We start from the raw sequence: 25,573 nt of genomic DNA on the forward strand, positions 1-25,573 counted from the left end.
AATCCTAGGCACCGCGACCGCGGGCCACCCGGCGTCCGCGGCTCACAGGGCCGCCGCGAGCTCCGTGCCCTGCTTGATCGCGCGCTTGGCGTCCAGCTCGGCGGCGACGTCCGCCCCGCCGATCAGGTGCACCGCGCGCCCGGCGGCCCGCAGCTCCTCGTAGAGGTCGCGGCGCGGCTCCTGGCCGGTGCACAGCACCACGGTGTCGACCGGCAGCACGGTGGTCGTACCGTCCACCGTCAGGTGCAGCCCCGCATCGTCGATCCGCTCGTACGTCGCCCCGGCGACCATGGTCACACCGCGGTGCCGCAGCTCGGTGCGGTGGATCCACCCCGTCGTCTTGCCGAGCCCGGCGCCCACCTTGGACGTCTTGCGCTGGAGCAGGTGCACCTGGCGCGGCGGCTTCGGCCGCTCGGGCGCGCGCAGCCCCCCGCGCTCGCCGTAGGTGGTGTCCACGCCCCAGGCGCGGAAGTACGCCTCGGGGTCCTGGCTCGCCGCGTCCCCGGCGTCGGTGAGGAACTCCGCGATGTCGAAGCCGATCCCGCCCGCCCCGAGGACCGCCACCCGCTCGCCGACCGCCGCGCCGTCGCGCAGCACGTCGAGGTAGCTGACGACGCTCGGGTGGTCGACCCCCTCGATCTCCGGGACCCGCGGAGTGACGCCCGTGGCGACCACGATCTCGTCGTACCCGTCGAGGTCCCCGGCCGCGACCGGGGTGTTCAGCCGGACCGTCACGCCGCGCAGGGCGAGCTGGGTACGGAAGTAGCGCAGCGTCTCGTCGAACTCCTCCTTGCCCGGCACCCGCCGGGCGAGGTTCAGCTGCCCACCGATCTCCGCCGCGGCGTCGAACAGCGTGACGTCATGGCCGCGTTCGGCCGCCGAGACGGCACAGGCGAGCCCGGCCGGGCCGGCGCCGACCACCGCGAGCCGCTTGCGCAGCCGGGTCGGCGCGAGCACCAGCTCGGTCTCGTGGCAGGCCCGCGGGTTGACCAGGCACGAGGTGAGCTTCCCGCTGAAGGTGTGGTCGAGGCACGCCTGGTTGCACCCGATGCAGGTGTTGATCTCCGCGGCCCGCCCCTCCTCCGCCTTCACCACGAAGTCCGGGTCGGCGAGGAACGGCCGGGCCAGCGACACCATGTCCGCCCGCCCGTCGGCGAGCAGCTCCTCGGCCACCTCGGGGGTGTTGATGCGGTTGCTGGTCACCAGCGGGACGGTCACCGCGCCCATCAGCCGCTTGGTCACCCAGGTGTACGCCCCGCGCGGCACCGACGTCACGATGGTCGGGATGCGGGCCTCGTGCCAGCCGATCCCGGTGTTGATGATCGTCGCCCCGGCCGCCTCGATCTCCTTGGCGAGCGCGACGACCTCCTCCAGCGTCGAGCCGCCCGGTACGAGATCCAGCATCGACAGCCGGTAGATCAGGATGAAGTCCGCACCCACCCGCTCACGGATCCGCCGGACGATCTCCAGCGGGAAGCGCACCCGGTTCTCGTACGAGCCGCCCCACCGGTCCGTGCGGTGGTTGGTCGCCCCGGCGATGAACTCGTTGATCAAGTAGCCCTCGGAGCCCATGATCTCGACGCCGTCGTACCCGGCGGACCGGGCCAGCTCGGCCGCCCGCACATAGTCCTCGACGGTCTGCTCGACCTCGTCGTCGGTGAGCGCGTGCGGGACGAACGGGCTGATCGGCGCCTGCAGCGCGCTCGGCGCAACCAGGTCGGCGTGGTACGCGTACCGCCCGAAGTGCAGGATCTGCATCGCGATCCGGCCACCCTCGGCGTGCACCGCGTCGGTCACCGTCCGGTGCTGCGCGGCCTCCGCCTCGGTGGTGAGCTTCGCCCCGCCCTCGTACGGCCGCCCCGCGTCGTTCGGCGCGATGCCGCCGGTCACCATCAGGCCGACGCCGCCGCGCGCCCGGGCGGCGTAGAAGGCGGCCATCCGCGCGAACCCGTTCTCCGCCTCCTCCAGGCCGATGTGCATCGACCCCATCAGCACCCGGTTGGGGAGCGTGGTGAAACCGAGGTCGAGCGGGCTCATCAGGTGCGGGTACGGGGTCACGGGGCTCATCGGGCCTCCTTGCGCGGTGGACGTACGCACCGTTGTAGACCAGCCCCGGCCCCTTATGCAACAAGTTGCAAAAACTGTGAGCGAGCCGACGCGCGACCGGCTCGTACGGACCCGGGGCCCGCCGATCCCGGACGCGAAGGTGACGGGCCCCCTACCAGGTGGCGGCGGTGGTCTACCCCTGAACCGCCGCACGCCGCCATCGTGTGTCGGGTCACAGACAACGCCCCGGCCCCTGTGGCAGCTTCAAGTGCGCTTCTGCACGGGGGAGTTGACGCAGGTGTTCACGCACGTGGAGAGGAACGTATGAGCACGCTGGAAGCCATGACGCTGGATCGGGTGGTCGACACCGCCCGCTACCCCCTGTCGGAGCCGGAGAGCGCCGCCGCGCAGGCGGTGGTGGACCGGGCCCGGCACGAGCTGGACACCGTCGGCTGCACCGTTCTGCCGGACTTCATCCACCCCGCGCAGCGAGAGGTCCTGCGGCGCGAGTGCGCCGCCCTCGCCCCCCGGGCGCACGCCGACGTCGAGACCGTCAACGTGTACAACATCGCCGTCGACCGCTCCCTGCCGGCCGGGCACCCGGGGCGCACGTCCTTCGAGCGCGGCAACGCCTTCGTCGCCCGGGACCGCATCCCCGAGGGCTCCCTCATCAGCCGGCTGTACACGCACGCTGCCTTCCAGCGCTTCCTCGCCCGCTGCTTCCGGCTGCCCCGGCTGCACGAACTGGCCGACCCGCTCTCCGGGCTCGTCCTCAACGTCGTCGAGCCCGGCAAGGAACACCCCTGGCACTTCGACACCAACGAGTTCACGGTGAGCATGCTCACCCAGGCGGCGGACTCCGGCGGGATCTTCGAGTACTGCCCGAACATCCGCTCCGCGCACGACGAGCACTTCCCCGACGTCCGGGACGTCCTGGAGGGCCGCGGCGAACGGCTGACCCGCCGCCTCACCCTCCGCCCGGGCGACCTCCAGCTGTTCAAGGGCCGCTATTCGCTGCACCGGGTGAGCCCCGTCGAGGGCGACACCGCACGGCACTCGGCGATCTTCGCCTACAGCGAGCGCCCCGGTGTCATCGGGAGCGTGGCCCGCACCCGTCAGCTCTTCGGCCGGGTACGGCCCGAACACCTGGCGGCCGAGGGGCGGGCCGTACGCGGCGACCGGCTCCTGGACTGAACGCGGCGACCGGCTCCCGGGCCGGCTGACGCGGCGGCGCACCGCCCCCACCCGTACGCCAGACCCCTCCCGACCCAAAAGGTGTTCAAACGGCGGCGGTTCGCCACCCCGTGGGAGCAGGCTCTGGTAGTCCCAAGGCACCCGCACGCACCGACGACTTGAATCGAGACCGGACGTGAACCACAGTCAGGGCGCACCGGCCACCCCGACGACCCCCACCGCCCCCGCGCCTCCCGCGCCCACCACGACCTTCGCGCTGGAGGACAGCCTCCCGCGGGTCCCGCTGCCCTCCCTGGAGGAGAGCTGTGCGCGGTTCCTCGCCTGGTGCGGGCCGCTGCTGACCGCCGGCGAACTGGCCGCGACGGAGGCGGAGGTGGCCGCCTTCCTCCGGCCCGACGGCCCCGGCCGGGTGCTCCAGTCGGCCCTGGAGGAGTACAACGCCACCAAGGGCGTGCACAGCTGGCTCGACACCTTCTGGCCCTACCGCTACCTCGGCCGCCGGGACCGCATCGCCCTCAACGCCAACTTCTTCTTCCTCTTCCAGGACACCGGCCGGCCCCAGCTGGAACGCGCGGCCGGCCTCATCGCCGCCGCCCTGAACCACAAGCACCAACTGGACCGCGAACTCATCCCTCCCGTGGTCCAGCGCGGCCGCCCCCAGAGCATGGAACAGAACAAGTTCCTCTTCTCCACCACCCGGATCCCCGGCGCGCAACAGGACACCGTCCGCGCCCCGTACACCGAGGACTGGCCGGGCCCGTCCGACGCCCGGCACATCGTGGTCTTCTTCCGCGGCGGGATGGTCAAGCTGGACGTCCTGGGCCCGGACGGCGTACCGCACAGCCTGGACGAGCTGGAGGCCGGGCTGCGTGCCGTCGTCGAGGCCGGCACCGGCGCGCCGCCGCCCGGCGCGGACGCCCCGGTCGGCCACCTCACGACCATGGCCCGCGCCGAATGGGCGGCCGCCCGGGACGCGCTGCTCGCCCACCACCCCGCCAACGCCGCCGCCCTCGACGACGTCGAGACCGCCCTGTTCTGCGTCTGCCTGGAGGACTTCGCCCCCGTCGACACCCAGCAGACCTGCGACGAACTGCTCTACGGCGACCGCGGCAACCGCTGGTTCGACAAGGCCGTCTCCTTCGTCGTCTTCGCCGACGGCCGGGCCGGCATCAACGTCGAACACTGCGAGCTGGACGGCACCACCATCCTCAGCTTCGTCGACGCCCTGCTCACCACCCCCGCCGAGGAACACTCCCGCCTCTCCGGCGCCCGCCCCCAGGGGCCGCCCGCCCTGAGCCCGCTCACCTTCCACCTCGACGACGCGTTGCGCGACCAGGTGCACTCCGCCGCCGCGGCCTTCGCGCAGTACGGCGCCGACACCGCCACCCGCACCGTCGCCTTCGACGACTTCGGGGCCACCACCGCCAAGTCCCTCGGCGTCTCCCCGGACGCCTTCGTCCAGCTCGCCTACCAGCTGGCCCACCAGCGCGCCAAGGGACACCTGGGCGCCACCTACGAGTCGATCGCCACCCGGCAGTGGCGGCGCGGCCGCACCGAGGCGATGCGCGTCGTCACCCCGGAGATCGTGGCGTTCGTGGCCGCCATGGAGGACCCGGCGACCGACCCCGAAACCCGCCGTGCCGCCCTCCGTACCGCCGCCGCGGCCCACGTCACCCGCGCCCAGCAGTGCCAGGCCGGCGACGCCCCCGAACAGCACCTGTGGGAACTCGAACTCATCCAGCGCCGCCGCGGCCCGGAACTCGGCCTCACCGAACAGCCCGCCCTCTACCGCAGCCCCGGCTGGCTCACCCTGCGCGACGACTACCTGAGCACCAGCTCCGCCCCCTCCACCCACATCCAGTACTTCGGCTTCGGCTCCACCAGCAGCCGCTGCATCGGCGTCGCCTACGTCCTCCTCCCCGACCGCTTCCACCTCTACCTGAGCACCCCGGCCCCGGTGGCCGACCGGATGCACGCCTTCGCCGACCACCTCCGTACCGCGGTCCGCGACCTGCGGGAACTGCTGACCACGGGGTGAGCCCGCCCGGCGACCTCCCTCCCGCGGTAGAAAGGAGCATGACCGAGAGCAAGGGAAGGTCGCCGGACGCCGGCGACGTCGACGCGGTGACCCGCGCGGTACTGACCGCCTCGCGGGTCCTGGTCGGGGTCTCCGCCCGCTCACTGACCGCGGTCGAGGACAAGATCACGCTGCCCCAGTTCCGGCTGCTGGTGGTCCTCTCCGTGCACGGCGCGGCCAACCTGTCCACGGTCGCCGAACTCCTCGGGGTCAACCCCTCCACCGCGATGCGCATGATCGACCGGCTGACCGGCGTCGGCTTCGCGGGCCGGCAGGCCAGCCCGGACAACCGGCGCGAGACGCTGATCCAGCTGACGGACGCCGGCCGCCGCGTCGTCGACGAGGTCACCGCCCGCCGCCGCGCCGAGATCGCCGCCGTCGTCAGCCGCATGGACCCCGCCCACCGCGCGGCCCTCATCGAGGCCCTCACCGCCTTCACCGAAGCGGCGGGCGAGCCCGCCGTCCCCCCGGCCGGCCACCACGCCTACCCGCTGGGCTGGCCGGACCACCCACCCCGCTGACGGCCGCCGCCCCCGGGCCCGTCACCCACTCCCCACCACATCGGTCAGCACCGCGCGCAGCCGCTCGACGAGCGGGTCGGTCTCCTCGGCACGCCACACCAGGTGCAGCGTGGTCGAGGTGTCGGCCAGCGGCCGGGGCGTCACGCCGATGCGGCGCAGCGCGCGGTGCGAGTCGGCCAGCACCGCCGCCCCGAACTTGGCCGCGACCAGCGCCAGGAGCGTCTGCACACTGCGGCCCTCGGCGCTGACCTTCGGCACGACGCCGGCACGGTGGCAGAGCGCGATGATCTCGTCGTACGACCGCGGGGAGACCTCCCGCGGCCAGATGACCAGGGGGATCTGCCCCAGGGCCGTCAGCGGCGCGGGTTCGGGGGAGTAGGCCAGCGGATGCCCGGCGGGCAGGAACAGCGTCAGCGGCTCCTGCCACCAGACCCGGGTGGCCAGCCGGGCGTCGCGCATCGGCAGGCGCTGCACCGCCAGGTCGAAGCGGCCCTCCAGCACGCCGCTCGACATCTCGGCGTCGTTGAAACTCTCCACCAGCTGGAGGTCCACCCGGGGGAGCTCCCGCCGCACCCGGCTCAGCGCGCCACCGAGCGGCCCGTTGATGCCCGAACCGGCGAACGTCACCGTCAGCCGCCCGGTCATGCCCTGCGCGGCCAGCCGGACGTCCCTCAGCGCGGCCTCCGCCTCGGCCAGCACCCCGACCGCCCGCCGGACCAGCACCTGACCGGCCGCCGTCGGCGTCAGCCCCCGGCCCTCCCTGACGAACAGCTTCGTCCCCAACTGCCGTTCCATCTCCCGCAGTTGACGGCTCAACGTGGGCTGCGTCAGATGCAGTCGCCGCGCCGCGCCGCTGATGCTGCCCTCCTCCGCGATCGCGACCGCGTAACCGAGTAGCCGTAGCTCCATCCATACCTCCCAGGCATGGCAACCATACCCACCGATGCCTGCAAGGCAGCCCCGGCCGCCCCGTCCACCAGGCTTGAAGCACAACGCACCGGGCCAACCCGGAGCCCCCGCTTCCCCCTCCCGAGGAGAACACCATGAACCGCGAAGACCGCTACGCGTACGGCATGAAGGTCCTGGAGCAGGTCGACGGCGAAGCGGGGCAGCGCATCGTCGACTCCCTCGCCGACACCTCACCGGAGCTGGGCCACCAGGTGGTCGCCTGGGCCTTCGGCGACATGTACGCCCGCCCCGAACTCCCGCCGCGCGACCGCCAGTTGGTCACCCTCGGCGTACTGACGGCCCTCGGCGGCTGCGAGATCGAACTCGACGTGCACATCAACGCCGCCCTCAACGTCGGCCTGACCCCCACCGAGATCACCGAGGCCCTGCTGCACGCGGCCGTCTACTGCGGCATGCCCCGCTCCATCAACGCCACCCTGATAGCCAAGAAGGTCTTCGCCGACCGCGGCCTCCTCCCCCTCACCAACATCGGCTGACCCGCCCGCCCCCGAACCCGCCAAGGGCCGCCACCCGTCACGGGTAGCGGCCCTCGCGTGGTTTCCCGCCCTCACCTCAGCCACCCGGCGGCCGGACCCAGCAGAGCGAGCGCTCGACCGCCCGCTTCCAGTTCTCGTACTCCGACTGCCGCCGCTGGGGGTCCATGTCCGGCAACCACTCGGCGGCCCGGTGCCAGTTGCGGCGCAGGACCTCCAGGTCGGGCCAGTAGCCGGCGGCGAGTCCGGCGGCGTAGGCGGCGCCCAGGGAGACCGTCTCGACGGCCATGGGGCGCACCACGGGCACGTCGAGCACGTCGGCAAGGAACTGCATGAGCAGGTTGTCGGACGTCATGCCGCCGTCCACCTTGAGCACCTTCAGGGCGAGCGAGGAGTCGGCGTTCATGGCGTCGACCACCTCCCGGGTCTGCCAGCCGGTGGCCTCCAGCCCGGCCCGGGCCAGATGCCCCTTGGTGATGTACGAGGTGAGGCCGACGATGACCCCGCGGGCGTCGCTGCGCCAGTGCGGCGCGTACAGGCCGGAGAAAGCCGGGACGATGTAGCAGCCGCCGTTGTCCTCGACGGTGCGCGCGAGTGTCTCGATCTCCGGGGCGGTGCTGATCAGCCCCAGCCGGTCGCGGAACCACTGGACCAGCGAGCCGGTGACGGCGATCGGGCCTTCGAGTGCGTAGACCGCGGGCTGGTCCTCGATCTTGTAGGCGACCGTGGTGAGCAGTCCGTGCCGGGACCGTACGAGGTCGGTGCCGGTGTTGAGCAGCAGGAAGCTGCCGGTTCCGTAGGTGCACTTCGCCTCCCCGGGGGCGAAGCAGGTCTGCCCGAACAGCGCCGCCTGCTGGTCACCGAGTGCCGCGGCGATCCGGACGCCCGGGAGGACGGTACGGGCGGTTCCGTAGATCTCGGCCGACGAGCGGATCTCCGGGAGCATCGGGCGGGGGACCCCGAAGAACTCCAGCAGCTCCTCGTCCCAGTCGAGGGTGCTGATGTTCATGAGCATGGTGCGGCTGGCGTTGGTGACGTCGGTGAGGTGCATGCCGCCGGCCGGCCCGCCGGTGAGGTTCCAGATCAGCCAGCTCTCCATCGTGCCGAACAGCACCTCGCCGTCCTCGGCGCGCTGCCGCACCCCGTCGACGTGGTCGAACAGCCAGCGGATCCGGGGGGCGGAGAAGTACGTGGAGGGGGACAGGCCGCAGCGCCGGACGAAGAACTCGGCCCCGGGCCGGCTGCTGAGCTCCTCGACCAGCGGGGCGGTACGGGTGTCCTGCCAGACGATCGCCCTGCCCAGCGGGGTGCCCGTACGCCGGTCCCACAGCACGGTCGTCTCCCGCTGGTTGGCGATCCCGATGGCGGCGATCTCCTCGGGGCGGACATCGGCGTCGGAGAGTGCGTGCGGCACCACGCGCTGGAGGGTGTGCCAGATCTCGACGGCGTCGTGCTCGACCCACCCGGGCCGGGGGAAGTGCTGCTGGTGCTCCCGCTGGGCGACCGACACCAGCCGCCCCTGGTGGTCGAACAGGATGCACCGGGTGGAGGTGGTGCCCTGATCGATGGACATCACATACCGCTCAACCATGATCAGCCTTCCGTTGCGGTGCACGAGGGCGGCGGGGCTCACCAGCGGGCGGCCCCCAGATCCCGGGAGATCGCCCGGGCGGCGTGGCGGACCTGGGTGACCAGGGCCGGCTGCGGGACGCCTTTGGCATCGCAGATCCGCTCGACCGTGCCGGAGGCGCCGATGGCGCCCACGACGAGGCCACCGTGGCCCCGGATCGGCGCGGCGACGCCGGCCTCGCCCGTGATCATCTCTTGTACTTCGGCAGCCCACCCGAGCTCCCGGATCTCGGTGAGTGCCCGGGAGAGGCGCTCCGGAGTGATCAGGGTGTGCCGGGTGTACGCCTCCAGCCCGGCCTCCACGGCCGGCTGCAGGGGCACGCTGCCGAAGGCCAGCAGCACCTTGCCGAGCGAGGAGGCGTGCAGGGGCAGCAGTGCGCCCACGTCCAGGGTCTGGAGGGTGTCGTCGGGGCGGAAGACGTGGTGGACGATCAGCACCTTGCCCTCCAGAGGAGCCCCCAGACGCACCGCCTCCCCGCTGCGGGCGGCCAGCGCGTCGGCCCAGTTGATGGAGCGGGACCGCAGCTCGTTCACGTCGAGATAGCTGGTGCCCAGGTGCAGCAGCGCGGCCCCGAGCTGGTACTTCCCGGTCGCCGGGTCCTGCTCGACGAAGTCGATGTTCTGCAGGGTGCGCAGAATGCCGTGGGTGGTGCCCTTCGCCAGTCCGAGCGACCCGGCCACCTCACCCAGCCCGAGCCGACGGGGCCCGCTGGCGAGCAGACGCAGAATTGCCGCCGCCCGTTCGATCGACTGGACCGGGCCGGCCATGAGGCAATCGTAGTCCCGCGGTCGGCATCTTCGGGAGAGACGGCCCTTGCGCAGCAGAGCGTTCGGTAATGCCGACCGCTGTTCATTGACCGCCCCCACCGTCCCCCATAGCGTCCCTCTCAAGCCCGGCGTCCAGCCGGCAGAGGGCACCGGAGGAGGAGGCATGACGGCACAGCTTGGTGCGGCGGTTCGGGAGGCGGCCGAATATGTCTTTCCGCTGCCGCACATCCCCGAGGCCGTCTCGGTCGTACGCCGGCGGATACGCACGGTCCTGGCCGACTGGAATCTGGCCCCGGACCTCACCGAGGACGCCCTCCTCGTGATCTCCGAACTGATCACCAACGCGGTCGTCCACGCCGTGCCGCCGGCGACGCTGCGGTTGTCGCGGGTCGGGGCCGACGGGCGCAGCGGCCTGCGTATCGAGGTCATCGACGCGGGGCCGGCGGCACCGGCCGGCTGGCCGGCCGCCGAGTCCGCCGCGGGCGAGCACGGCCGCGGGCTCGGCATCGTCACCGCCCTGGCGGCCGAGTGCGGCACACGGATCCACGCGGGCGGTGTCACCTGGTGGGCGGAGCTCCTCCCCGCATGAGCCGGTGAGCCCCGGCACCGCTGGAGGACCTCTTCGCACGCTCCGACCGTCGAAGGCGGTAAGGGCAACGGGCCGCCTCCACGAACGCCTGGTCGTGTGTGGGTTTGGTGGACCGTCGGCCGGAGTACGGTGAACACACCGGGATATTTCGACCGCTCCCCTTGGCGGTGGTTCCTCCCGGCGGAAACGAGAGGGACGCAAGCTTCCCACTGCGGCGATGCCTTGCCGGAGCGCGAAGTCCGGCGGTGGGCCGGGACGGATCATCCCGCCGTACGTCGGCAACGCGCCGCGGACAGCACGATGAGGGCGGCGAGGACGCCAACGTTCCATGGCTGGCGGCGGTGGGTGTGAGCCTTCGCCTCACCCCGTGGGCACCTCGCCTGACAGAGAGGCCGGCATGAGACCGACAGAAACGATGCCTTCGGCAGGGATAGCCGAGGTCCGTATCGTCGCCGCATCCCCCGAGGCTGCCCGCCGGGTCGCAGAAGTTCTGCGGCACTGCTTCCCTGCCACCGAACAGCGCAGCTACCCTGCCGGCCACGATGGCGGGACCCGGCTCCACATGACCGTGGACACCACTCACACCCCCGAGCCCCATGCGACGGCCCCGCCGTGGCTGGTGGCAAGTAAGTCGGCCGCGCGTGGCCGCCCGCATCCGGACGAGGTCTGAAAAAGCCGGGCCTCAGATTCGGCAGCTGCGACAGGGTCGGCTCCTCGACCGGGCGTCCCGGCCCCCTCCGCCGCGATAGCACGGCACATTTTCCCCAGAGGTGGCAGTCATGGCATCACTAGCCGACCGGAAGGCGTACCGCGAGAAGATCATGCAGGCTCTCTACGAGGCCACTGAAGGCAACCGCCTTCTGGGTGTTACCGGGGCGAAGCTGCTCCAGGAACTCGCGATCCCCGAAGAGGATCTGGCGGCCGCCTGCACCTATCTGGTGGGCGAGGGCCTGATCACGGTCGACTGGGTCTCGGGCAATACGCCGGCCATGGTCACGCTGACGCACCAGGGCATTCGACGCATGGAGGCTGAAGAAGAAGAGCACGGTTGACGCAATGCTCAGGCGGCGTCCGGTCCGTTCGACCGCCACAGTGCCTGTATCGCCAAAGGATGCGTGTGGGGCCGGGCGGGCGAGGAAGTCGCGGTCCAGATCTCGCTTGCCGGACTCGGATGCGACGGCACGAGGAATCTGTCAGGGACGGGAGCGCGTGCCCTTACCGGCGGAGATCCGGAAGAACAACCCATCCGGCCGTTAGGGCTCGGGCTGCGAGTGGGGTACCGGTGAACCATGGCTGGCACCTTCACCACCCGCACGATCAACATCGCAACCGGCTCTACTGAGACCCTGCACGACCTCACGAACGCATGCTCCGCGTTCCTCCGGGAGGCCGCTCACGGGCGAAACGGGCTGCTGAACGTCTTCACCGCCCACGCTACGTCCGGCCTGGCGATCATCGAGACGGGCGCGGGCAGTGACGACGACCTGCTGGCGGCCCTCCGCGACATTCTTCCCGCGGACGACCGTTGGCGGGACCGCCACAGTGGTCCAGGCCGCGGCGGCGCCCACATGCTCCCGGCTCTGGTGCCACCACACGCCACGTTGCCCGTAGTCGATGGTGAGCTGGAGCTGGGGACCTCGCAGTCCGTCGTACTGGTGAACACCGACAGGGACAGCCCGGAACGCCAGGTCCGGCTGTCTTTCCTCAGCTGACCACACGACCCACCCGGTCCTGCGGCTGACCGCCCCTGCTGGCAGCCCGTGCCGTACGAGACAGCCCAGATGCCCGCACGGGAGGCTTCGTCCCCGCGATCACAAGCGGAGCCGGATGAGGGCCACCACCGAGCAGCCGGCCAGGGCCGCTCCGGCCCGAGCCGCTCAACCGCTGGTCTTACCCCCTTAACGAGGTAATTCTCGGGTCGGCTACCCCACGGCCTCCTGTGCCGTTCGCCCCGTCGCTCCGCATCGGTCCGGCGGGCCTCAACGGCAGTAAGCTGGAACTACCGAGGGCACTCCGTACACCAGCTCCCATGCTCGTGTCGTTTTCGGCGATTCACGACACCGGGCCGGTTACGGTCAGCCCGGGGCAGGGCGTGCATCATGACCACGACCATTCGGTATCCGCCTGCGTTCGAAGGCCGGACCGCTTCGCTGCCCCTCCGACTCATGCTGGCGCCGGTCGGCACCGCTCCGGCTCTGCTCGACGGTGCGTGGTGGCCCCGCTCCCGTGACCTCACGGCGGAACTTCCCGCACTGACGGCCGTCCTGGACCCGCTGTGGGGGCGGATCACCCACGTCACGGTGAACCCCACGTTCTGGCCAACCATCCCACGGAAGGTGCCCGTCGACGGGCATGTGGTGGGTGTCGGCTGGTTCAGGGCCGAGCAAGATCCCCACAAGCTGCTGCTGTTCTCCTACAACGTTGGCCGTTGGGACCTCCTGGTGATCCCTCCGGAGACCGGTGCCGCCACGGCCGCCCGGCTCATGACCGAGGCCGCCGATCCGCTGGGCATCCTCACGGCGGGCGCCCTGATGGACGAAGCGGAGCAACGCCGGATCGCGGAGGAGATGGAACTGTCCCTGGTCTCGGTCTGGGACTCCGAAGGCGGCCACGGAGCGAGCCTGCCGACCGATTCGCGAGGGCTTCCGCCGGCTTGACCAGCTGATATGCAAGGGCCCCGAAGCGTCGCCCAACCAGTGAGGGCCGCTACCCGGATCCGGGTAGCGGCCCTCACCGGTCAACCTGACGTCCCATCAGAGAACTGGCCAGGCGGTGCACACGCGGTGCACGAGGGAGCGGAAAACAGCTGTGACCCACGAGAACTCACGAGAAGAGTTTCCGCAGGTCACAGCTGGTTTTTCAGACTACGCCCAGGTCGCCGGGCGCCCGCTCTTAGATGTCGTAGTACAGCTCGAACTCGTGCGGGTGCGGGCGGAGCTGGATCGGGGCGATCTCGTTGGTGCGCTTGTAGTCGATCCAGGTCTCGATCAGGTCGGCGGTGAAGACGCCGCCCTGCTGGAGGTACTCGTTGTCGGCCTCGAGGGCGTCCAGGACGGCCGGGAGGGAGGTCGGGACCTGGGGGACGCCCGCGTGCTCCTCGGGGGCGAGCTCGTAGAGGTCCTTGTCGATCGGCTCGGCGGGCTCGATCTTGTTCTTGACGCCGTCCAGGCCGGCCAGGAGGAGGGCCGAGAAGGCGAGGTAGGGGTTCGAGGACGGGTCCGGCGCGCGGAACTCGACGCGCTTGGCCTTCGGGTTGGAGCCCGTGATCGGGATGCGCATGGCCGCGGAGCGGTTGCGCTGCGAGTAGACCAGGTTGACCGGGGCCTCGAAGCCGGGGACCAGGCGGTGGTAGGAGTTCACCGTCGGGTTGGTGAAGGCGAGGAGCGAGGGGGCGTGCTTGAGGATGCCGCCGATGTAGTAGCGGGCGGTGTCCGAGAGGCCCGCGTAGCCCTGCTCGTCGTAGAAGAGCGGCGCGCCGGCCTGCCACAGCGACTGGTGGACGTGCATGCCGGAGCCGTTGTCACCGAAGATCGGCTTGGGCATGAAGGTCGCGGTCTTGCCGTTGCGCCAGGCGACGTTCTTCACGATGTACTTGAAGAGCATCAGGTCGTCGGCGGCGGCGAGCAGCGTGTTGAACTTGTAGTTGATCTCGGCCTGGCCGGCGGTGCCGACCTCGTGGTGCTGGCGCTCGACCTGGAGGCCGGCCTTGTCCAGCTCCAGGGAGATCTCGGCACGCAGGTCGGCGAAGTGGTCGACCGGCGGGGCCGGGAAGTAGCCGCCCTTGTACCGGACCTTGTAGCCGCGGTTGTTCTCCTCCGAGCCGGTGTTCCAGGCGCCGGCCTCGGAGTCGATGTGGTAGAAGGACTCGTTCGACTTCGTCTCGAAGCGCACGTTGTCGAAGACGTAGAACTCGGCCTCGGGGCCGAAGTACGCGGTGTCCGCGATGCCGGTGGAGGCGAGGTACGCCTCGGCCTTCTTGGCGATGTTGCGCGGGTCGCGGCTGTACTGCTCGCCCGTGATCGGGTCGTGGATGAAGAAGTTGATGTTGACGGTCTTGTCACGGCGGAACGGGTCCACGCGAGCGGTGGAGAGGTCCGCGCGCAGAGCCATGTCGGACTCGTGAATGGCCTGGAAACCGCGGATCGAGGAGCCGTCGAACGCCAGCTCTTCGGCCGGGTCGAAGACCGCTGCCGGGATCGTGAAGTGCTGCATCACACCCGGCAGGTCGCAGAAACGGACATCGACGAACTTGACGTCCTCGTCCGCGATGAACTTCTTGGCCTCGTCGGCGTTCTGGAACATCCAACTCCTCCTAGCCCGGTCACCGGTCGGCGGACGCGGGATTGCTACTCGGAACGCGACCAAGTGCGGTGGCGCGCTCGCCCGACCATAGGCAGGCGGGATTTCCCAAGCATGACCCAATTGTTTCGCCGAGGTTAACCGCCGCGCGGCTGCTCTTATCCCCCAGTGTGCGTCAAAGCGGGACATTGTGAATCGCCCGGTGCGGCACTCCGTCCCTTGCTGTCGCGGTGCCGTCCGGGCCCCGCCGCCGACCTCCCCGCGGGGAACGTATGCGGTCGCAGTACCGTGGTCGGGTGGACAACAGGCAAGCAATCGGATCGTGGATCTCCGGGCCCCGCGCGGCAGCCGAGGACATGGGTGTCGAGTTCGGACACCGCGGGCAGCGGCTCGGGCTGCCGGAGGAGGGGCCGGGCTCGCTCGCCCGCCCCGGACGCCGCTTCGCCGCCCTCTTCATCGACTGGGCGCTGTGCATGCTCATCGCATACGGCCTGCTCAGCGGCGGTAAGGCGCAGTCCGCGAGCAACTGGGCGCTGGTGGTCTTCGCGGTGCTCAGCGTGCTGACGGTCGGCACGGTCGGCTTCACACCGGGCAAGCGGCTGCTCGGCCTGCGGGTGCTCGCCGAGGGCGGCGGCCGGATCTCGCTGCCGCGGGTCGTGCTGCGGACGCTGCTGCTCGTCGTGGTCATCCCGGCCGTCGTCTGGGACCGGGACGGGCGGGGACTGCACGACCGCCTCAGCCGCGCCGTGCAGGTCCGGATGTAGCCACCGCGGAGCCGGAACCGAAACCGAAACGGGTGGGCCCGGGACCATGACGGTCCCGGGCCCACCCGTTTGTGTACGAGCCGGCCGGCTCAGCGCGTCTTGCCGCCGCCCTTGGGCATCCGCATGCCCTTCGGCATCGGACCCTTCGGCACCGGCATGTTGCTCATCAGGTCGCCCAGCGCGCGCAGCCGGTCGTTGACGACGGTGACCTGTGCGCCCGGCAGCACCCGAGGCAGCTTCAGCAGGGTCGTGCGCAGCCGCTTCAGCGGCACCTGGCCCTCGCCGTCGCCCACCACGATGTCGTGGACGGGGGCGTCCGCGACGGTGCGCGCCATCCGCTTCTTCTCCGCGGCCAGCAGGCCGCGCAGACGGTTCGGATTGCCCTCGCCGACCAGCACGATGCCGGCCTTGCCGACGGCGCGGTGCACCACGTCCTGGCTGCGGTTCATGGCCACCGCCGGGGTCACGGTCCAGCCGCGCCCGACGTTGTCCAGCACGGCCGCCGCCGCACCGGGCTGGCCCTCCATCTGCCCGAAGGCAGCTCGCTCGGCGCGCCGTCCGAAGACGATCGCCATCGCGAGGAAGGCCAGGACGAAGCCCAGGATCCCCGCGTAGATGGGGTGGCCGATCACGAAGCCGATGGCAAGGAGAACGCCGAATACGACGATGCCTACGCCAGCGACGACAAGACCGACCTTGGAGTCGACCCGACGGGTCATCTTGTAGGTCAGGGCGATCTGCTTCAGTCGCCCGGAGTTCTCAGCGCCGGCAGCGCCGTCTGAGTTTGCCTTCCTCGCCATACAGCGAAGTTTACGTGGCCTGGGGACGGCTGGTAGCCGCGGCCTCCAGTACGTACTCGGCCTCGTACCGGTCCTTGGCGCGGCGGCGGTCCTCCAGGACCGAGGTCCAGGCGTTACGGCGGGCGGTGCGCTGCCCGTTGCGCATCAGGACGGCCTCGACGGCGCGCAGGGCACCGGCGACGGACGGACGGGAGAGGGCGGGGGTGGCGCGGAGCGGCGCGGCCTGCATGGTGGGTGACTCCCTCGGGTCGGTCGATGAAACAGGAGGTGGTGCAGGAGCGGTGCGTGCATCCATCGTCACGGAAAGGTGTTACCAACGGATGACCTGCCGGTCAAACACCAATGAAACGTTGACGCGGCCCGCCACGCCCCCCGTCCGGGGGAGTGCGGGCCGCGTCTCCCAGCATGTGCCACGTTTCACAAGACGGCGCGCCGGAGAGCTCAAACCGCCTGACTGGACGCCTCGACCTCGCGCTTCTGGATCGCCTGCTGGTAAAGGCGGCCGGCGCGGTAGGAGGAGCGGACCAGCGGACCGGACATGACGCCGGCGTAGCCGATCTCCTCGGCCTCCTCCTTGAGCTCCACGAACTCGGCCGGCTTGACCCACCGCTCGATGGGGTGGTGGCGGACCGACGGGCGCAGGTACTGGGTGATCGTGATCAGCTCGCAGCCCGCGTCGTAGAGGTCCTGCAGCGCCTGGCTGATCTCCTCGCGCTCCTCGCCCATGCCCAGGATGAGGTTGGACTTGGTCACCAGGCCGGCCTCGCGGGCCTTGGTGATGACCTCCAGCGAGCGCTCGTAGCGGAAGCCGGGGCGGATCCGCTTGAAGATCCGCGGGACCGTCTCCACGTTGTGCGCGAGCACCTCGGGGCGGGAGGAGAAGACCTCGGCCAGCTGCTCGGGCACCGCGTTGAAGTCGGGGATCAGCAGCTCGACGCCGGTCTCCGGCATCGTGGCGTGGATCTGCCGGACGGTCTCGGCGTACAGCCAGGCGCCGCCGTCCTCCAGGTCGTCGCGCGCGACGCCGGTGATCGTGGCGTACTTCAGGCCCATGGTCTGCACGGACTCGGCGACCCGGCGCGGCTCGTCGCGGTCCAGCGCCTGCGGCTTGCCGGTGTCGATCTGGCAGAAGTCGCAGCGGCGGGTGCACTGGTCACCGCCGATGAGGAAGGTCGCCTCGCGGTCCTCCCAGCACTCATAGATGTTGGGACAGCCCGCCTCCTGGCAGACCGTGTGCAGGCCCTCACTCTTGACCAGGCCCTGGAGGTGGTTGTACTCGGGACCCATTTTCGCCCGGGTCTTGATCCACTCGGGCTTGCGCTCGATGGGGGTCTGGCTGTTCCGGACCTCCAGGCGCAGCATCTTGCGTCCGTCGGGTGCGACTGCGGACACGACCGGCGCCCCTCTCTGCTCACGCGGCATTCGTTTCTGCGGCGTACACCAGGGTACGCCCGTTGATTCGCACGTCTTTACGTGCGTGGCAACCCCGGGTGGCAGGGTCGCATTCCCGCACTGCCGTGGTGGTCAGACCGCCCGGGGCAGCAGCTCGGCGTTCTCCAGGACATTCCGCAGGTGCTTCTCGACGACCGGCAGCACCTCGGCGATGGTCACCTCGCGGCCCAGCTCCCCGGCGAGGGAGGCGACGCCCGCGTCACGGATGCCGCACGGCACGATCTTGTCGAACGAGGTGTTGTCCGGGTTCACGTTCAGCGCGAAGCCGTGCATCGTGACGCCCTTGGCGACGCGGATGCCGATCGCGGCGAGCTTGCGGTCCTCGCGGCGCTGGCCGGCGTTGGACGGGGCGTACTCGGGGCCGTTGAGCCGCGGGTCGAACAGCTCGTCCGTCATCCGCGGGTCGAAGTCGAGGTTCAGGCCGCCCAGGGCCGCCCGCTCCTCCACCGGGTCGCCCAGGACCCACACGCCGCTGCGGCCCTCGACCCGGCTGCCCTCGACGCCGAACTCGGCGCAGACAGCGATCAGCGCCTCTTCGAGGCGGCGGACGTGCGCGACCACGTCAACCGGGCGCGGCAGCTTCTGGATGGGGTAGCCCACCAGCTGGCCGGGTCCGTGCCAGGTGATCTTCCCGCCGCGGTCGACGTCGATGACCGGCGTCCCGTCCAGGGGGCGCTCGTCGTCGGTCGTGCGCCGGCCCGCGGTGTACACGGGCAGGTGCTCCAGCAGCAGGCAGGTGTCGGGGACCTCGTCGGCGAACCGGGCGGCGTGTACCTGGCGCTGCTCCTGCCAGGCCGACTCGTAGTCCACGGCCTCGGCGCCGAAGCCCAGGTGTACAAAGCGCAGCCCCTCGGGTGCGGGGGTCTCCCCCCGAGAGATCGCAGTCACGGCAGCTCCTCTTCGAACCTGTGTCGCACATTCAGTGCCCTGGCGCCCATGCAACTGTACGGCGGCCGGTTCCGTTCCCCTCAGGCGGCCGGTGTACCGGCCACTGTCCGGGTCCCGTCCCTGCTCACACGATCGGATGAACGCGTGGCCCAGGCGGCGAGAACGGCTCCTGAGGGCCGTTACATTCACGCCGTTCCACAAGGGCGATGAGCATGCCGGACAGGGTCCGCCGAACCCGGCTGCCCGGCCCGGAAGGCAGGAGACCGGTAAAGCTGATGACGGAACGACCCCCGCACCACACGCCCAACCGCCAGCTCGCCGCGCTCATCGCCGAGGCGGGCTTTTCCAACGCCGGACTTGCCAGACGGGTGGATCAGCTCGGCCTGGAGCACGGGCTCGACCTCCGTTACGACAAGACGTCGGTGACCCGCTGGCTGCGCGGCCAGCAACCGCGCGGCACCACCCCCGCGCTGATCGCCGAGGTCTTCACCCGCCGGCTGGGACGCCGGCTGTCCGCCCAGGACCTCGGCCTGGACGCCTGTGCGCCGGTGTACGCCGGGCTCGAATTCGCCGCCACCCCCAGTGAGGCGGTCGACATCGTCAGCGGGCTGTGGCGCAAGGACTCCGGGAGCCATGCCGAGCTCCGCAAGATCGCCTTCACCCCGGCCGGGCTCGTGGTGCCCAGCCGGGACTGGCTGATCGGCCGCCCCGACGACCGGGTGGCCCGCGGGGAACCCGCCGGTGAGGCGGCCGGTCGGGTGCCCGCCCAGGGCGGCCGGGCCGCGGTGCCGCGGCAGCGCCGTACGGACCGGGTCGACCGCGCCGAGGGCTCCCGGGTCACCTCCGGGGACATCGCCGCGCTGCGCTCGGTCGGCGAACTCTTCCGAGCGCTGGACCACGCCTACGGCGGCGGCCACGCCCGGCAGGCGCTGGTGCGCTACCTGGAGCACGAGGCCGAGCCCATGCTGCGCGGCACCTACGGGGAGGCCACCGGCCGCCGGCTGTTCGCGGCCGCCGCCGATCTGACCCGGCTGGCGGGCTGGACGTCGTACGACATCGCCGCGCACGGACTGGCGCAGCGGTACTTCGTCCAGGCCCTGCGGTTGGCGCAGGCCGCCGGCGACCGGGCGTACGGCTCCTACGTCCTGGTGACGATGAGCCGGCAGGCCGTCTATCTGGGGCACGGCAGGGAGGCCGTCCAGCTGGCGCGCGTCGCCCAGCAGGGCATCGGCTCCGGCGCCCCGCCCGCCGTGCAGGCGCTGCTGCACTCCGCGGAGGCGCGCGGACACGGCGTCCTGGGCGAGGTCCGGGCCTGCACGACGGCGCTGGCCCGGGCGGAGCGGGCGCTGGAGAGCGCGCGCCCCGGCGACGACATCCCGTACTGGGCGCGCTTCTTCGACGAGGCGCAGCTCGCCGACGAGCTGGCGCACTGCCACCGCGACCTCCAGCAGTACCGTGCGGCCTCGCAGCACGCCGAGCGCTCCCTGCAGCTGCGCGCGGCCGGCTTCGCCCGCAGCCGGCTGTTCTGCCGGGTGGTGCTGGCGACCGCGCGGCTGGGCCTGGGCGAGCTGGAGCAGGCGTGCACGCTGGGCGCGGAGGCGGCGCTGCAGGCGTCCGAGATGCGCTCCGCGCGCGCCCATGAGTACGTCAGGGAGTTCGAGCGCCGTCTGGAGCCGTACCGCGACGCGGCGGCGGTGCGCGGCTACCGCGAGCGGGTGGCGGCGCTGGGCTGACCACGCCCGTACGACGAAGGGGGGCCCGGCCGCCGCGGCCGGGCCCCCCTTCGTCGTACGGCGGTCAGGCCGCCGTCCGCAGGGTGTCCGGCTCCGCAGTCAGGGCCGGCAGGCCGAAGTCCTGGAGCAGGGCGCGGGCGGCCCGGCGCCCGGAGTTGAGCGCGCCCTCCAGTGTGCCGGTGTCGCGGTGGTCGCCGCACACGTAGAGGCCGGCGAGGACCCGGACCGGGCGCTCCGGGTCGTGCGGCGCCGGCATCGACGGGACCGCGTACGGATCGTGATGGCCGGTCAGCAGCTGCCAGTCGTCGGTGTGCGCCCCGTAGAGCCGCTCCAGCTGAGGGCGGACGGTCTTGTCGAGGACGGACAGCGGCAGCGCCGCCGCGGCACCGAGCACGGTCGTGGTGATCAGCGACCGGCCGGGCGGGGTGCGGGACGGGTCGATCGCGCCGGCGACGTAGCTGTAGGCGACCGGGCCGTCCGTCGGCAGGACCAGCGCGGTGTCGCGGAACGCCGCGCCGCGCCCCTGGGACGCCGCGCCCGCGGTGTGGTGCAGCACCGTCACGGGATGGAAGGCCGGCACCCGCAGCCCCGGCAGCAGCTGGGCCGCGTCGCGGGCGCCGGTGGCCACCAGCACCGCCCGGCAGGGGATGGGGCCGTGCTCGGCGGTGCTGACGCCCGTGACGGAGACCGAAGTGACGTGGACCGACGTACGGACCGTGCCGGGCGGCAGCGCGGCGGCGAGCAGTTCGGGGACCGCCGCGCCGCCCCCACCGGGCAGCCACAGCGGGCCCTGCGCGTACGCCCGCAGTGCGGCCGCCGCGACACGGCTGGAGCCGCGCAGCTGCGGATCGCACAGCAGCGCGCCCAGCAGCGGCCGCAGGAACGCGTCGTGGGTGCGCGGGGGGAAGGCGGGGCGGCCCGCCAGGGCGTCGCGGAGGGGGCGGTCGGGCGGTGTGAGGGCGGTGGGGGTGGTGCGGTCGGTGCGGTGATCGGTGTGTGCGGGGAGCCAGCGGGCGGCGCGCGTGAGGGCGCGCGCCGCAGAAAGTGCGCCCCTAGTGCTCCGGGGAGCGCCGATACGTTGGGCCCGCTGCCCGTTGTGGACGCTCAGGCCGGGCGCGAACGGACGCGGCGTCAGGTCTTCGAGCCCCGGCGTCCGGCGCAGCTCGGCGGCGGGGACCGCCAGCGGCCGGCCGCAGCGGTCCAGCCGGAAGCCGTCGAGCCGGTCGGTGACGGACCGGCCGCCGATCCGTTCCGCGGCCTCCAGGACGGTGACCGACACTCCCGCGCCGGTCAGATGGCGGGCCGCGGCGAGACCGGCCGGGCCGGCTCCCACGATGACGACGTCCACGGTCGATGCGGTGCGCAGCACATGCCCCTCCCGGAGATCGGACCCAGCGTCGGCGCACCGGACTCATGCCCGGTGCCGGCGCGCGGGATGCCGAGTGGTGTGTGCGAGGAGGGTAGGGAGGCGGGCGCGCGGGCGACAGGGGGCGACCGGGGCGCGTCGGGGCGCCTTTGGCCAAAGCTTGCCGGGGGCGCGGCCGTCTACGCCGTCTGGACGGCCGCCCGCCCCTGCTGTCCGCGGCCCGCCGGTCCGGCCGGCGCCACCACCCGCGGCTACCCGGCGACGCGACTACGCCGCCCGCACCGCTTCGGCGATCCGCGGATGGTCGTAGGCGAACCCCGAGTCCAGCAGCCGCCGCGGGATCACCCGCTGACTGCCCAGCACGTCACCGGCGAACTCCCCGAGGGCGACCCGCAGCACCGGCTCCGGGACGGTGAAGAGCGTGGGACGGTGCAGTACGCGGCCCATGACGGCGGTGACCTCGCGGTTGGTGACCGGCTCCGGAGCCGTGAGGTTGACCGGGCCGGTCAGCTCCGCGGAGTCGACGAGGTGGCGCAGCGCCCTGATGTGGTCGTGCAGGGAGATGAAGCTCCAGTACTGGCTGCCGTCGCCGAGCCGCCCGCCCAGGCCGAGCTTGAAGAGGGGGAAGAGCCGGCCCCAGGCACCGCCGGAACGCGCCACGACGAGCCCGGTGCGGGCGAAGACCGTCCGGATCCCCGCCTCCTCGGCCGGCTTCGCCGCGTTCTCCCAGGCCACGCACACCTCGGGCAGGAATCCGGAACCGGCCGGCGAGGTCTCGTCCGTCCGCCGGTCACCGGTGTCGCCGTAGTAGCCGATCGCGCTGCCGCTCACCAGGACCCGCGGCGGGGCGTCCATCGAGGCGAGCGCCGAGGCGAGGGCCCGGGTGCCCAGCACCCGGCTGTCCCGGATCTCCTGCTTGTACGCCGCCGTCCAGCGGTGGTCGCCGACCCCGGCGCCGGCCAGGTGCACCACCGCCTCGCAGCCGGCCAGCCCGGCCGTGTCGACCCGCTGCGCCTTGGGGTCCCAGCGCACCTCGTCGGCGGCCGCGGGCGCCCGCCGTACCAGCCGGACGACGTCGTGGCCGTCCGCGCGCAGGGACCGTACGAGCTCCTTGCCGATGAGTCCGGTCGAGCCGGTGATCGCGATCCGCATGGGCCCATACTGCCCGCAGTGCCGCGCCGGCGGCCGCATACGCCGCCCGGCCGGCCGCCCGCGTGGTCTGAAACGGCCTCAGCCACCGCCGCCGGGACCGGTGCGCACGGCACCCCCTAGGACCGGAAGCGGTCGCAGAGGGTGGGGAAGCGTTCTGTCAGGGTCTCGTCGTCGTCGAAGTCGACATAGGTACCCAGCGGTTCACGGGGCGGCGGGGGAAGCTGGAGGTCCGGCATCACCCCGCCGGTCATCTGCTCGTACGCCTCGTCGGCCGCGTACCCCAGGTCCTCGGCGTCGCCGTCCACCGTCTCGTCGAAGTCGTCCAGCAGCTCGGCCAGCTGGTCCGGGTCGTGCAGCGCGCCCTCGAAGATCTCCCGGCCCTGGCCGATCAGCCAGCAGCGGAAGTAGTCGAAGGCGTCGTCGCTGGCGCCGCCCAGCATCACCGAGGCCGCGGCCCACAGGTCCCAGGTGTACGCACGGTTGTACCGGGCCTCGAAGTGGCGGGCGAAGTCCACGACGGCGTCCGGGTCGAGCACGAGCAGCCGCTCGACCAGCGCGTCGGCCTGCTCCTCGGGGTCGCCCTCGGCGGCCTCGCGGGACGCGTCGATCAGCTCCCAGAACTCCGTCTCGTCCATCACCGCTCAAGCATCTGCCCTGCCGCCGCGTGCCGCATGCGGAATGCCCCGGATGCGACCGTGTCGTTGTCCGGACGGCGGAGGACGGTGGTTGCCCCGGCCCGTGGTGACCGTCCCGCCCGGTGGGTGCCCCCGCCGCCGGTGCTCCGTACCGGTGATCCGCCGCTTGTGACCGTCCCAAGAATCACTCGTTGGAAGGCGTGCAACGACCGAACCACGGCGTAGACGGCAAATCCGCCACTTTGTGAAGGGCTGTTCCAGGCCATGCCCATGGACGAACGCACCCGGGCCGATGTCGAACGGGCCGAGGCGGTCATCGTTGAGCACTATCCACGGCTCGTCCGCCTCGCCTACCTCGTGCTACCCCCGTCGATGGGCCGCCACCGCCGGGTCCTGACCGCGCACGGCCTGGTCCAGCGGGCGCTGCCGCGGGCCAACCGCCGCCGGCCGCCCCGCGGGCTGCCGGCGCAGCGCGGACCGGCCCCCGAGTCCGGCTACGACCAGGTGCGGCTGCGGATCCTGCGGCTGGCCCTGGCGTACGAGGGCCGGCCGGGCCCGGGACTGCCGGCGGTGCCCGTGGTCTGGGGGCTCCGGCTCTTCCCGCGGGCCGGCGGCGCCGATGAACTCGCCCTGGACCAGGCGCTGTCCGCCGTCCCGGCAGCGGTGCGGGCGGCCCTCGGGCTGTGGCACCTGGAGGGCCTGGACGAGGACGCGGCGCGCGCCGTGCTGGAGCGGGCCGGGGCCGAGGACCCGGACGCCGCGCAGCGGGCCGCCGGACACCTCGACCGGGAGACCGTGACCGGCGCCGCGGCGCTGCTCAACTCCGGCGAGTTCGACCCGTGCACGGTGCAGACCCGGCCGACGGACCTGCTGCGCCGCCGGCAGCGGGTGCGGGTCGCGGTCGCGCTGGCGGCCGTGGCGGCGATCGGCGTGGTGGTGGCGGCGGTGCCCGGCGGCGACGACCGGCCGGCCCCCGCCGCGACCGTCGCCCAGCAGGCCCTGGACCCGGCCCGGCTGCTGCGTACCCCCAACGAGCAGTGGGCCGACACCTCCCGCGTCGACTTCACCGCCTGGCCCGCCCGGGGCCGGCAGGCCGGCGACCGGGAGCTGCTGGGACGGGCGCTGCGGGTGTGGGCGGCGCCGCCCGAAGGCACCCGGATCACGGCGGCCGCGGGCACCTCCACCCGCCCGCCCGGCCATCCGCCGCAGCTGCTGTACGCCGGGCTGATCGACAACGTCATGGTGGTGGTGCTGTACGACGGCGAGCGCCTGGTCCGCTACGCAGAGCCGGAGGACGCCACCCCCACGCTGCACTTCGCCCGCGTCGACGCCGCGGATGTGACGACCGCCGCGGGGCTGGTCATCGGCCGGGGCAACGGCTGGATGCGCTATCTGCTCGCACCGTGGATCTCCGACGTCGCCAGCCGCGATCTGCTCGCCCCGGGCGCCCCGCCGCACGGACTGCACGTCGCCCCGGACGGGGTCACCGACCGCATCCCCACCCCGCCCCCGGCGGGCGCCGGCTGCGGACGCTGGCCGGTGGCGCAGTTCCGCCCCTCGACGCGGCTCGGCGGGAGCACCCCCGCCTTCCTGCTCGCCGACCTCGACGACCTCGTGCCCGTCCACCTCACCTCGGGACCGCCGGCGTCCGGCGGCGCCCCGGGAGCCGGGCCGCACGAGGCGACCGACCCGGCGGCGCTGCGGACCTGGGCGCGTACCGCGTGCTCGCTCGGGGCGCTGCGGGGCGCCGGCGTACGGACCGTCAACGACTGGGCGTTCGCCGAGCAGCCCCTGCCCGAGGGCGGCGGCCGGGCGACCTGGGTCTGCACCCGCGCCGACACCTGGCGCGGCCCCGGCAGCGTGACCGTCCGCTTCCTGCCGCCCGCCGCCCGGCCGGCCGACCCGGGGCGGCTCGCGGGGCGGGCCGCCTCCACCGTGACCTGCGGGCGCTTCGGCCCGCAGGTGGTTGGGGACGTCAACTGGCGGGCGCAGTCCGGCAGGTGGTACCTGCTCGCGGCCGGCGGCGGCCCCGTCACCGGGCTCGATGCCACCGGCGGCGTACGGGCCACCGCCAAGGCCACCGCGCTCGCCGCACCCGCTCCCGGTCCCGGCGCCCGTGCGGAGGTGGTCGGCCGGCTCCGGGACGGCCGCACGGTGCGGGCGCTCCGGCCGTAGGCGGGCGGGGCGGCCCGGGCCGGTGAAGCGGTCCGTGAATCCG

General features: G+C 72.3%; 24 protein-coding genes. 12 read left to right on the forward strand and 12 right to left on the reverse strand.

What is annotated here, in order from left to right:
- Positions 1 to 42: 42 nt before the first annotated feature.
- Positions 43 to 2,058, reverse strand: a complete 2,016-nt coding sequence (locus OO62_RS30030) for an NADPH-dependent 2,4-dienoyl-CoA reductase (RefSeq protein WP_033270889.1) — start codon at positions 2,056 to 2,058, stop codon at positions 43 to 45.
- 312 nt (positions 2,059 to 2,370) lie between these two features.
- On the opposite strand from OO62_RS30030, the gene OO62_RS30035 reads away from it, so the two are divergent.
- The 3 genes from OO62_RS30035 to OO62_RS30045 all read left to right on the forward strand — a co-directional run bounded on the left by OO62_RS30035 (position 2,371) and on the right by OO62_RS30045 (position 5,838).
- Positions 2,371 to 3,240: a HalD/BesD family halogenase gene (locus OO62_RS30035; protein ID WP_033270791.1), complete on the forward strand. Its 870-nt coding sequence runs from the start codon at positions 2,371 to 2,373 to the stop codon at positions 3,238 to 3,240.
- 175 nt (positions 3,241 to 3,415) lie between these two features.
- Positions 3,416 to 5,278 (forward strand): choline/carnitine O-acyltransferase, encoded by a 1,863-nt coding sequence (locus OO62_RS30040; RefSeq protein ID WP_078617429.1) that lies wholly within the window; start codon positions 3,416 to 3,418, stop codon positions 5,276 to 5,278.
- 38 nt (positions 5,279 to 5,316) lie between these two features.
- Positions 5,317 to 5,838 (forward strand): MarR family winged helix-turn-helix transcriptional regulator, encoded by a 522-nt coding sequence (locus OO62_RS30045; RefSeq protein ID WP_033270792.1) that lies wholly within the window; start codon positions 5,317 to 5,319, stop codon positions 5,836 to 5,838.
- 21 nt (positions 5,839 to 5,859) lie between these two features.
- Here the strand turns inward: OO62_RS30045 and OO62_RS30050 are convergent, their stop codons facing one another.
- Positions 5,860 to 6,747 (reverse strand): LysR family transcriptional regulator, encoded by an 888-nt coding sequence (locus OO62_RS30050; protein ID WP_051733729.1) that lies wholly within the window; start codon positions 6,745 to 6,747, stop codon positions 5,860 to 5,862.
- A gap of 134 nt (positions 6,748 to 6,881) precedes the next feature.
- On the opposite strand from OO62_RS30050, the gene OO62_RS30055 reads away from it, so the two are divergent.
- A complete protein-coding gene (locus tag OO62_RS30055; RefSeq protein ID WP_033270793.1) occupies positions 6,882 to 7,283 on the forward strand; it encodes a carboxymuconolactone decarboxylase family protein in 402 nt (133 codons plus the stop codon).
- A gap of 76 nt (positions 7,284 to 7,359) precedes the next feature.
- Here OO62_RS30055 and glpK read toward each other — a convergent pair whose 3' ends face one another.
- Positions 7,360 to 8,871 carry a glycerol kinase GlpK gene (gene glpK, locus OO62_RS30060; protein ID WP_033270892.1) on the reverse strand — a complete coding sequence of 504 codons (1,512 nt, stop codon included), beginning with the start codon at positions 8,869 to 8,871 and terminating at the stop codon, positions 7,360 to 7,362.
- A 38-nt stretch (positions 8,872 to 8,909) separates the two neighbouring features.
- On the reverse strand, positions 8,910 to 9,677 hold the full coding sequence (locus OO62_RS30065; RefSeq protein ID WP_033270794.1) for an IclR family transcriptional regulator: 768 nt from the start codon (positions 9,675 to 9,677) through the stop codon (positions 8,910 to 8,912).
- A gap of 163 nt (positions 9,678 to 9,840) precedes the next feature.
- On the opposite strand from OO62_RS30065, the gene OO62_RS30070 reads away from it, so the two are divergent.
- The 5 genes from OO62_RS30070 (at position 9,841) to OO62_RS30085 (ending at position 12,923) form a co-directional block, all read left to right on the forward strand.
- Positions 9,841 to 10,266: an ATP-binding protein gene (locus tag OO62_RS30070; RefSeq protein WP_033270795.1), complete on the forward strand. Its 426-nt coding sequence runs from the start codon at positions 9,841 to 9,843 to the stop codon at positions 10,264 to 10,266.
- A 397-nt stretch (positions 10,267 to 10,663) separates the two neighbouring features.
- On the forward strand, positions 10,664 to 10,936 hold the full coding sequence (locus OO62_RS40935) for a hypothetical protein (protein ID WP_077192252.1): 273 nt from the start codon (positions 10,664 to 10,666) through the stop codon (positions 10,934 to 10,936).
- Between the two features lie 109 nt (positions 10,937 to 11,045).
- On the forward strand, positions 11,046 to 11,318 hold the full coding sequence (locus tag OO62_RS30075; protein WP_033270796.1) for a hypothetical protein: 273 nt from the start codon (positions 11,046 to 11,048) through the stop codon (positions 11,316 to 11,318).
- A gap of 237 nt (positions 11,319 to 11,555) precedes the next feature.
- A complete protein-coding gene (locus OO62_RS30080) occupies positions 11,556 to 11,978 on the forward strand; it encodes a YjbQ family protein (protein ID WP_033270797.1) in 423 nt (140 codons plus the stop codon).
- A gap of 387 nt (positions 11,979 to 12,365) precedes the next feature.
- Positions 12,366 to 12,923 carry a DUF5994 family protein gene (locus OO62_RS30085; protein ID WP_033270798.1) on the forward strand — a complete coding sequence of 186 codons (558 nt, stop codon included), beginning with the start codon at positions 12,366 to 12,368 and terminating at the stop codon, positions 12,921 to 12,923.
- 235 nt (positions 12,924 to 13,158) lie between these two features.
- Here OO62_RS30085 and glnA read toward each other — a convergent pair whose 3' ends face one another.
- Positions 13,159 to 14,568: a type I glutamate--ammonia ligase gene (glnA, locus tag OO62_RS30090; RefSeq protein WP_033270799.1), complete on the reverse strand. Its 1,410-nt coding sequence runs from the start codon at positions 14,566 to 14,568 to the stop codon at positions 13,159 to 13,161.
- A gap of 293 nt (positions 14,569 to 14,861) precedes the next feature.
- On the opposite strand from glnA, the gene OO62_RS30095 reads away from it, so the two are divergent.
- Positions 14,862 to 15,329, forward strand: a complete 468-nt coding sequence (locus OO62_RS30095; protein ID WP_077192249.1) for an RDD family protein — start codon at positions 14,862 to 14,864, stop codon at positions 15,327 to 15,329.
- Between the two features lie 89 nt (positions 15,330 to 15,418).
- Here the strand turns inward: OO62_RS30095 and OO62_RS30100 are convergent, their stop codons facing one another.
- From OO62_RS30100 to lipB, 4 genes are all read right to left on the reverse strand, one after another.
- Positions 15,419 to 16,129 (reverse strand): DUF4191 domain-containing protein, encoded by a 711-nt coding sequence (locus tag OO62_RS30100; RefSeq protein ID WP_033270801.1) that lies wholly within the window; start codon positions 16,127 to 16,129, stop codon positions 15,419 to 15,421.
- Between the two features lie 10 nt (positions 16,130 to 16,139).
- Entirely contained in the window at positions 16,140 to 16,358 is a 219-nt protein-coding gene (locus OO62_RS30105; RefSeq protein WP_033270802.1) for an SCO2195 family GlnR-regulated protein, read from the reverse strand.
- 212 nt (positions 16,359 to 16,570) lie between these two features.
- Entirely contained in the window at positions 16,571 to 17,521 is a 951-nt protein-coding gene (lipA, locus tag OO62_RS30110; protein ID WP_033270803.1) for a lipoyl synthase, read from the reverse strand.
- Between the two features lie 132 nt (positions 17,522 to 17,653).
- Complete coding sequence (gene lipB / locus OO62_RS30115; RefSeq protein WP_051733730.1) at positions 17,654 to 18,469, reverse strand: lipoyl(octanoyl) transferase LipB; 816 nt, start codon at positions 18,467 to 18,469, stop codon at positions 17,654 to 17,656.
- Positions 18,470 to 18,744: 275 nt separating this feature from the next.
- Here lipB and OO62_RS30120 point away from each other — a divergent pair, with 275 nt between their 5' ends.
- Positions 18,745 to 20,202, forward strand: a complete 1,458-nt coding sequence (locus OO62_RS30120) for an NsdA family TPR-like regulatory protein (RefSeq protein WP_033270804.1) — start codon at positions 18,745 to 18,747, stop codon at positions 20,200 to 20,202.
- Positions 20,203 to 20,266: 64 nt separating this feature from the next.
- Here the strand turns inward: OO62_RS30120 and OO62_RS30125 are convergent, their stop codons facing one another.
- The 3 genes from OO62_RS30125 to OO62_RS30135 form a co-directional block, all read right to left on the reverse strand.
- Positions 20,267 to 21,571, reverse strand: a complete 1,305-nt coding sequence (locus OO62_RS30125; protein WP_033270805.1) for an FAD-dependent oxidoreductase — start codon at positions 21,569 to 21,571, stop codon at positions 20,267 to 20,269.
- 264 nt (positions 21,572 to 21,835) lie between these two features.
- Positions 21,836 to 22,720, reverse strand: coding sequence for a TIGR01777 family oxidoreductase (locus OO62_RS30130; RefSeq protein ID WP_033270806.1), 885 nt, complete (start codon positions 22,718 to 22,720; stop codon positions 21,836 to 21,838).
- A gap of 116 nt (positions 22,721 to 22,836) precedes the next feature.
- Positions 22,837 to 23,355, reverse strand: a complete 519-nt coding sequence (locus tag OO62_RS30135) for a DUF4240 domain-containing protein (RefSeq protein ID WP_033270807.1) — start codon at positions 23,353 to 23,355, stop codon at positions 22,837 to 22,839.
- Between the two features lie 270 nt (positions 23,356 to 23,625).
- On the opposite strand from OO62_RS30135, the gene OO62_RS30140 reads away from it, so the two are divergent.
- Positions 23,626 to 25,530 (forward strand): hypothetical protein, encoded by a 1,905-nt coding sequence (locus OO62_RS30140; protein ID WP_051733731.1) that lies wholly within the window; start codon positions 23,626 to 23,628, stop codon positions 25,528 to 25,530.
- The last annotated feature ends 43 nt before the right edge of the window (positions 25,531 to 25,573 follow it).

It is taken from the genome of Streptomyces lydicus (assembly GCF_000717345.1).
Lineage (GTDB): Bacteria > Actinomycetota > Actinomycetes > Streptomycetales > Streptomycetaceae > Streptomyces > Streptomyces lydicus.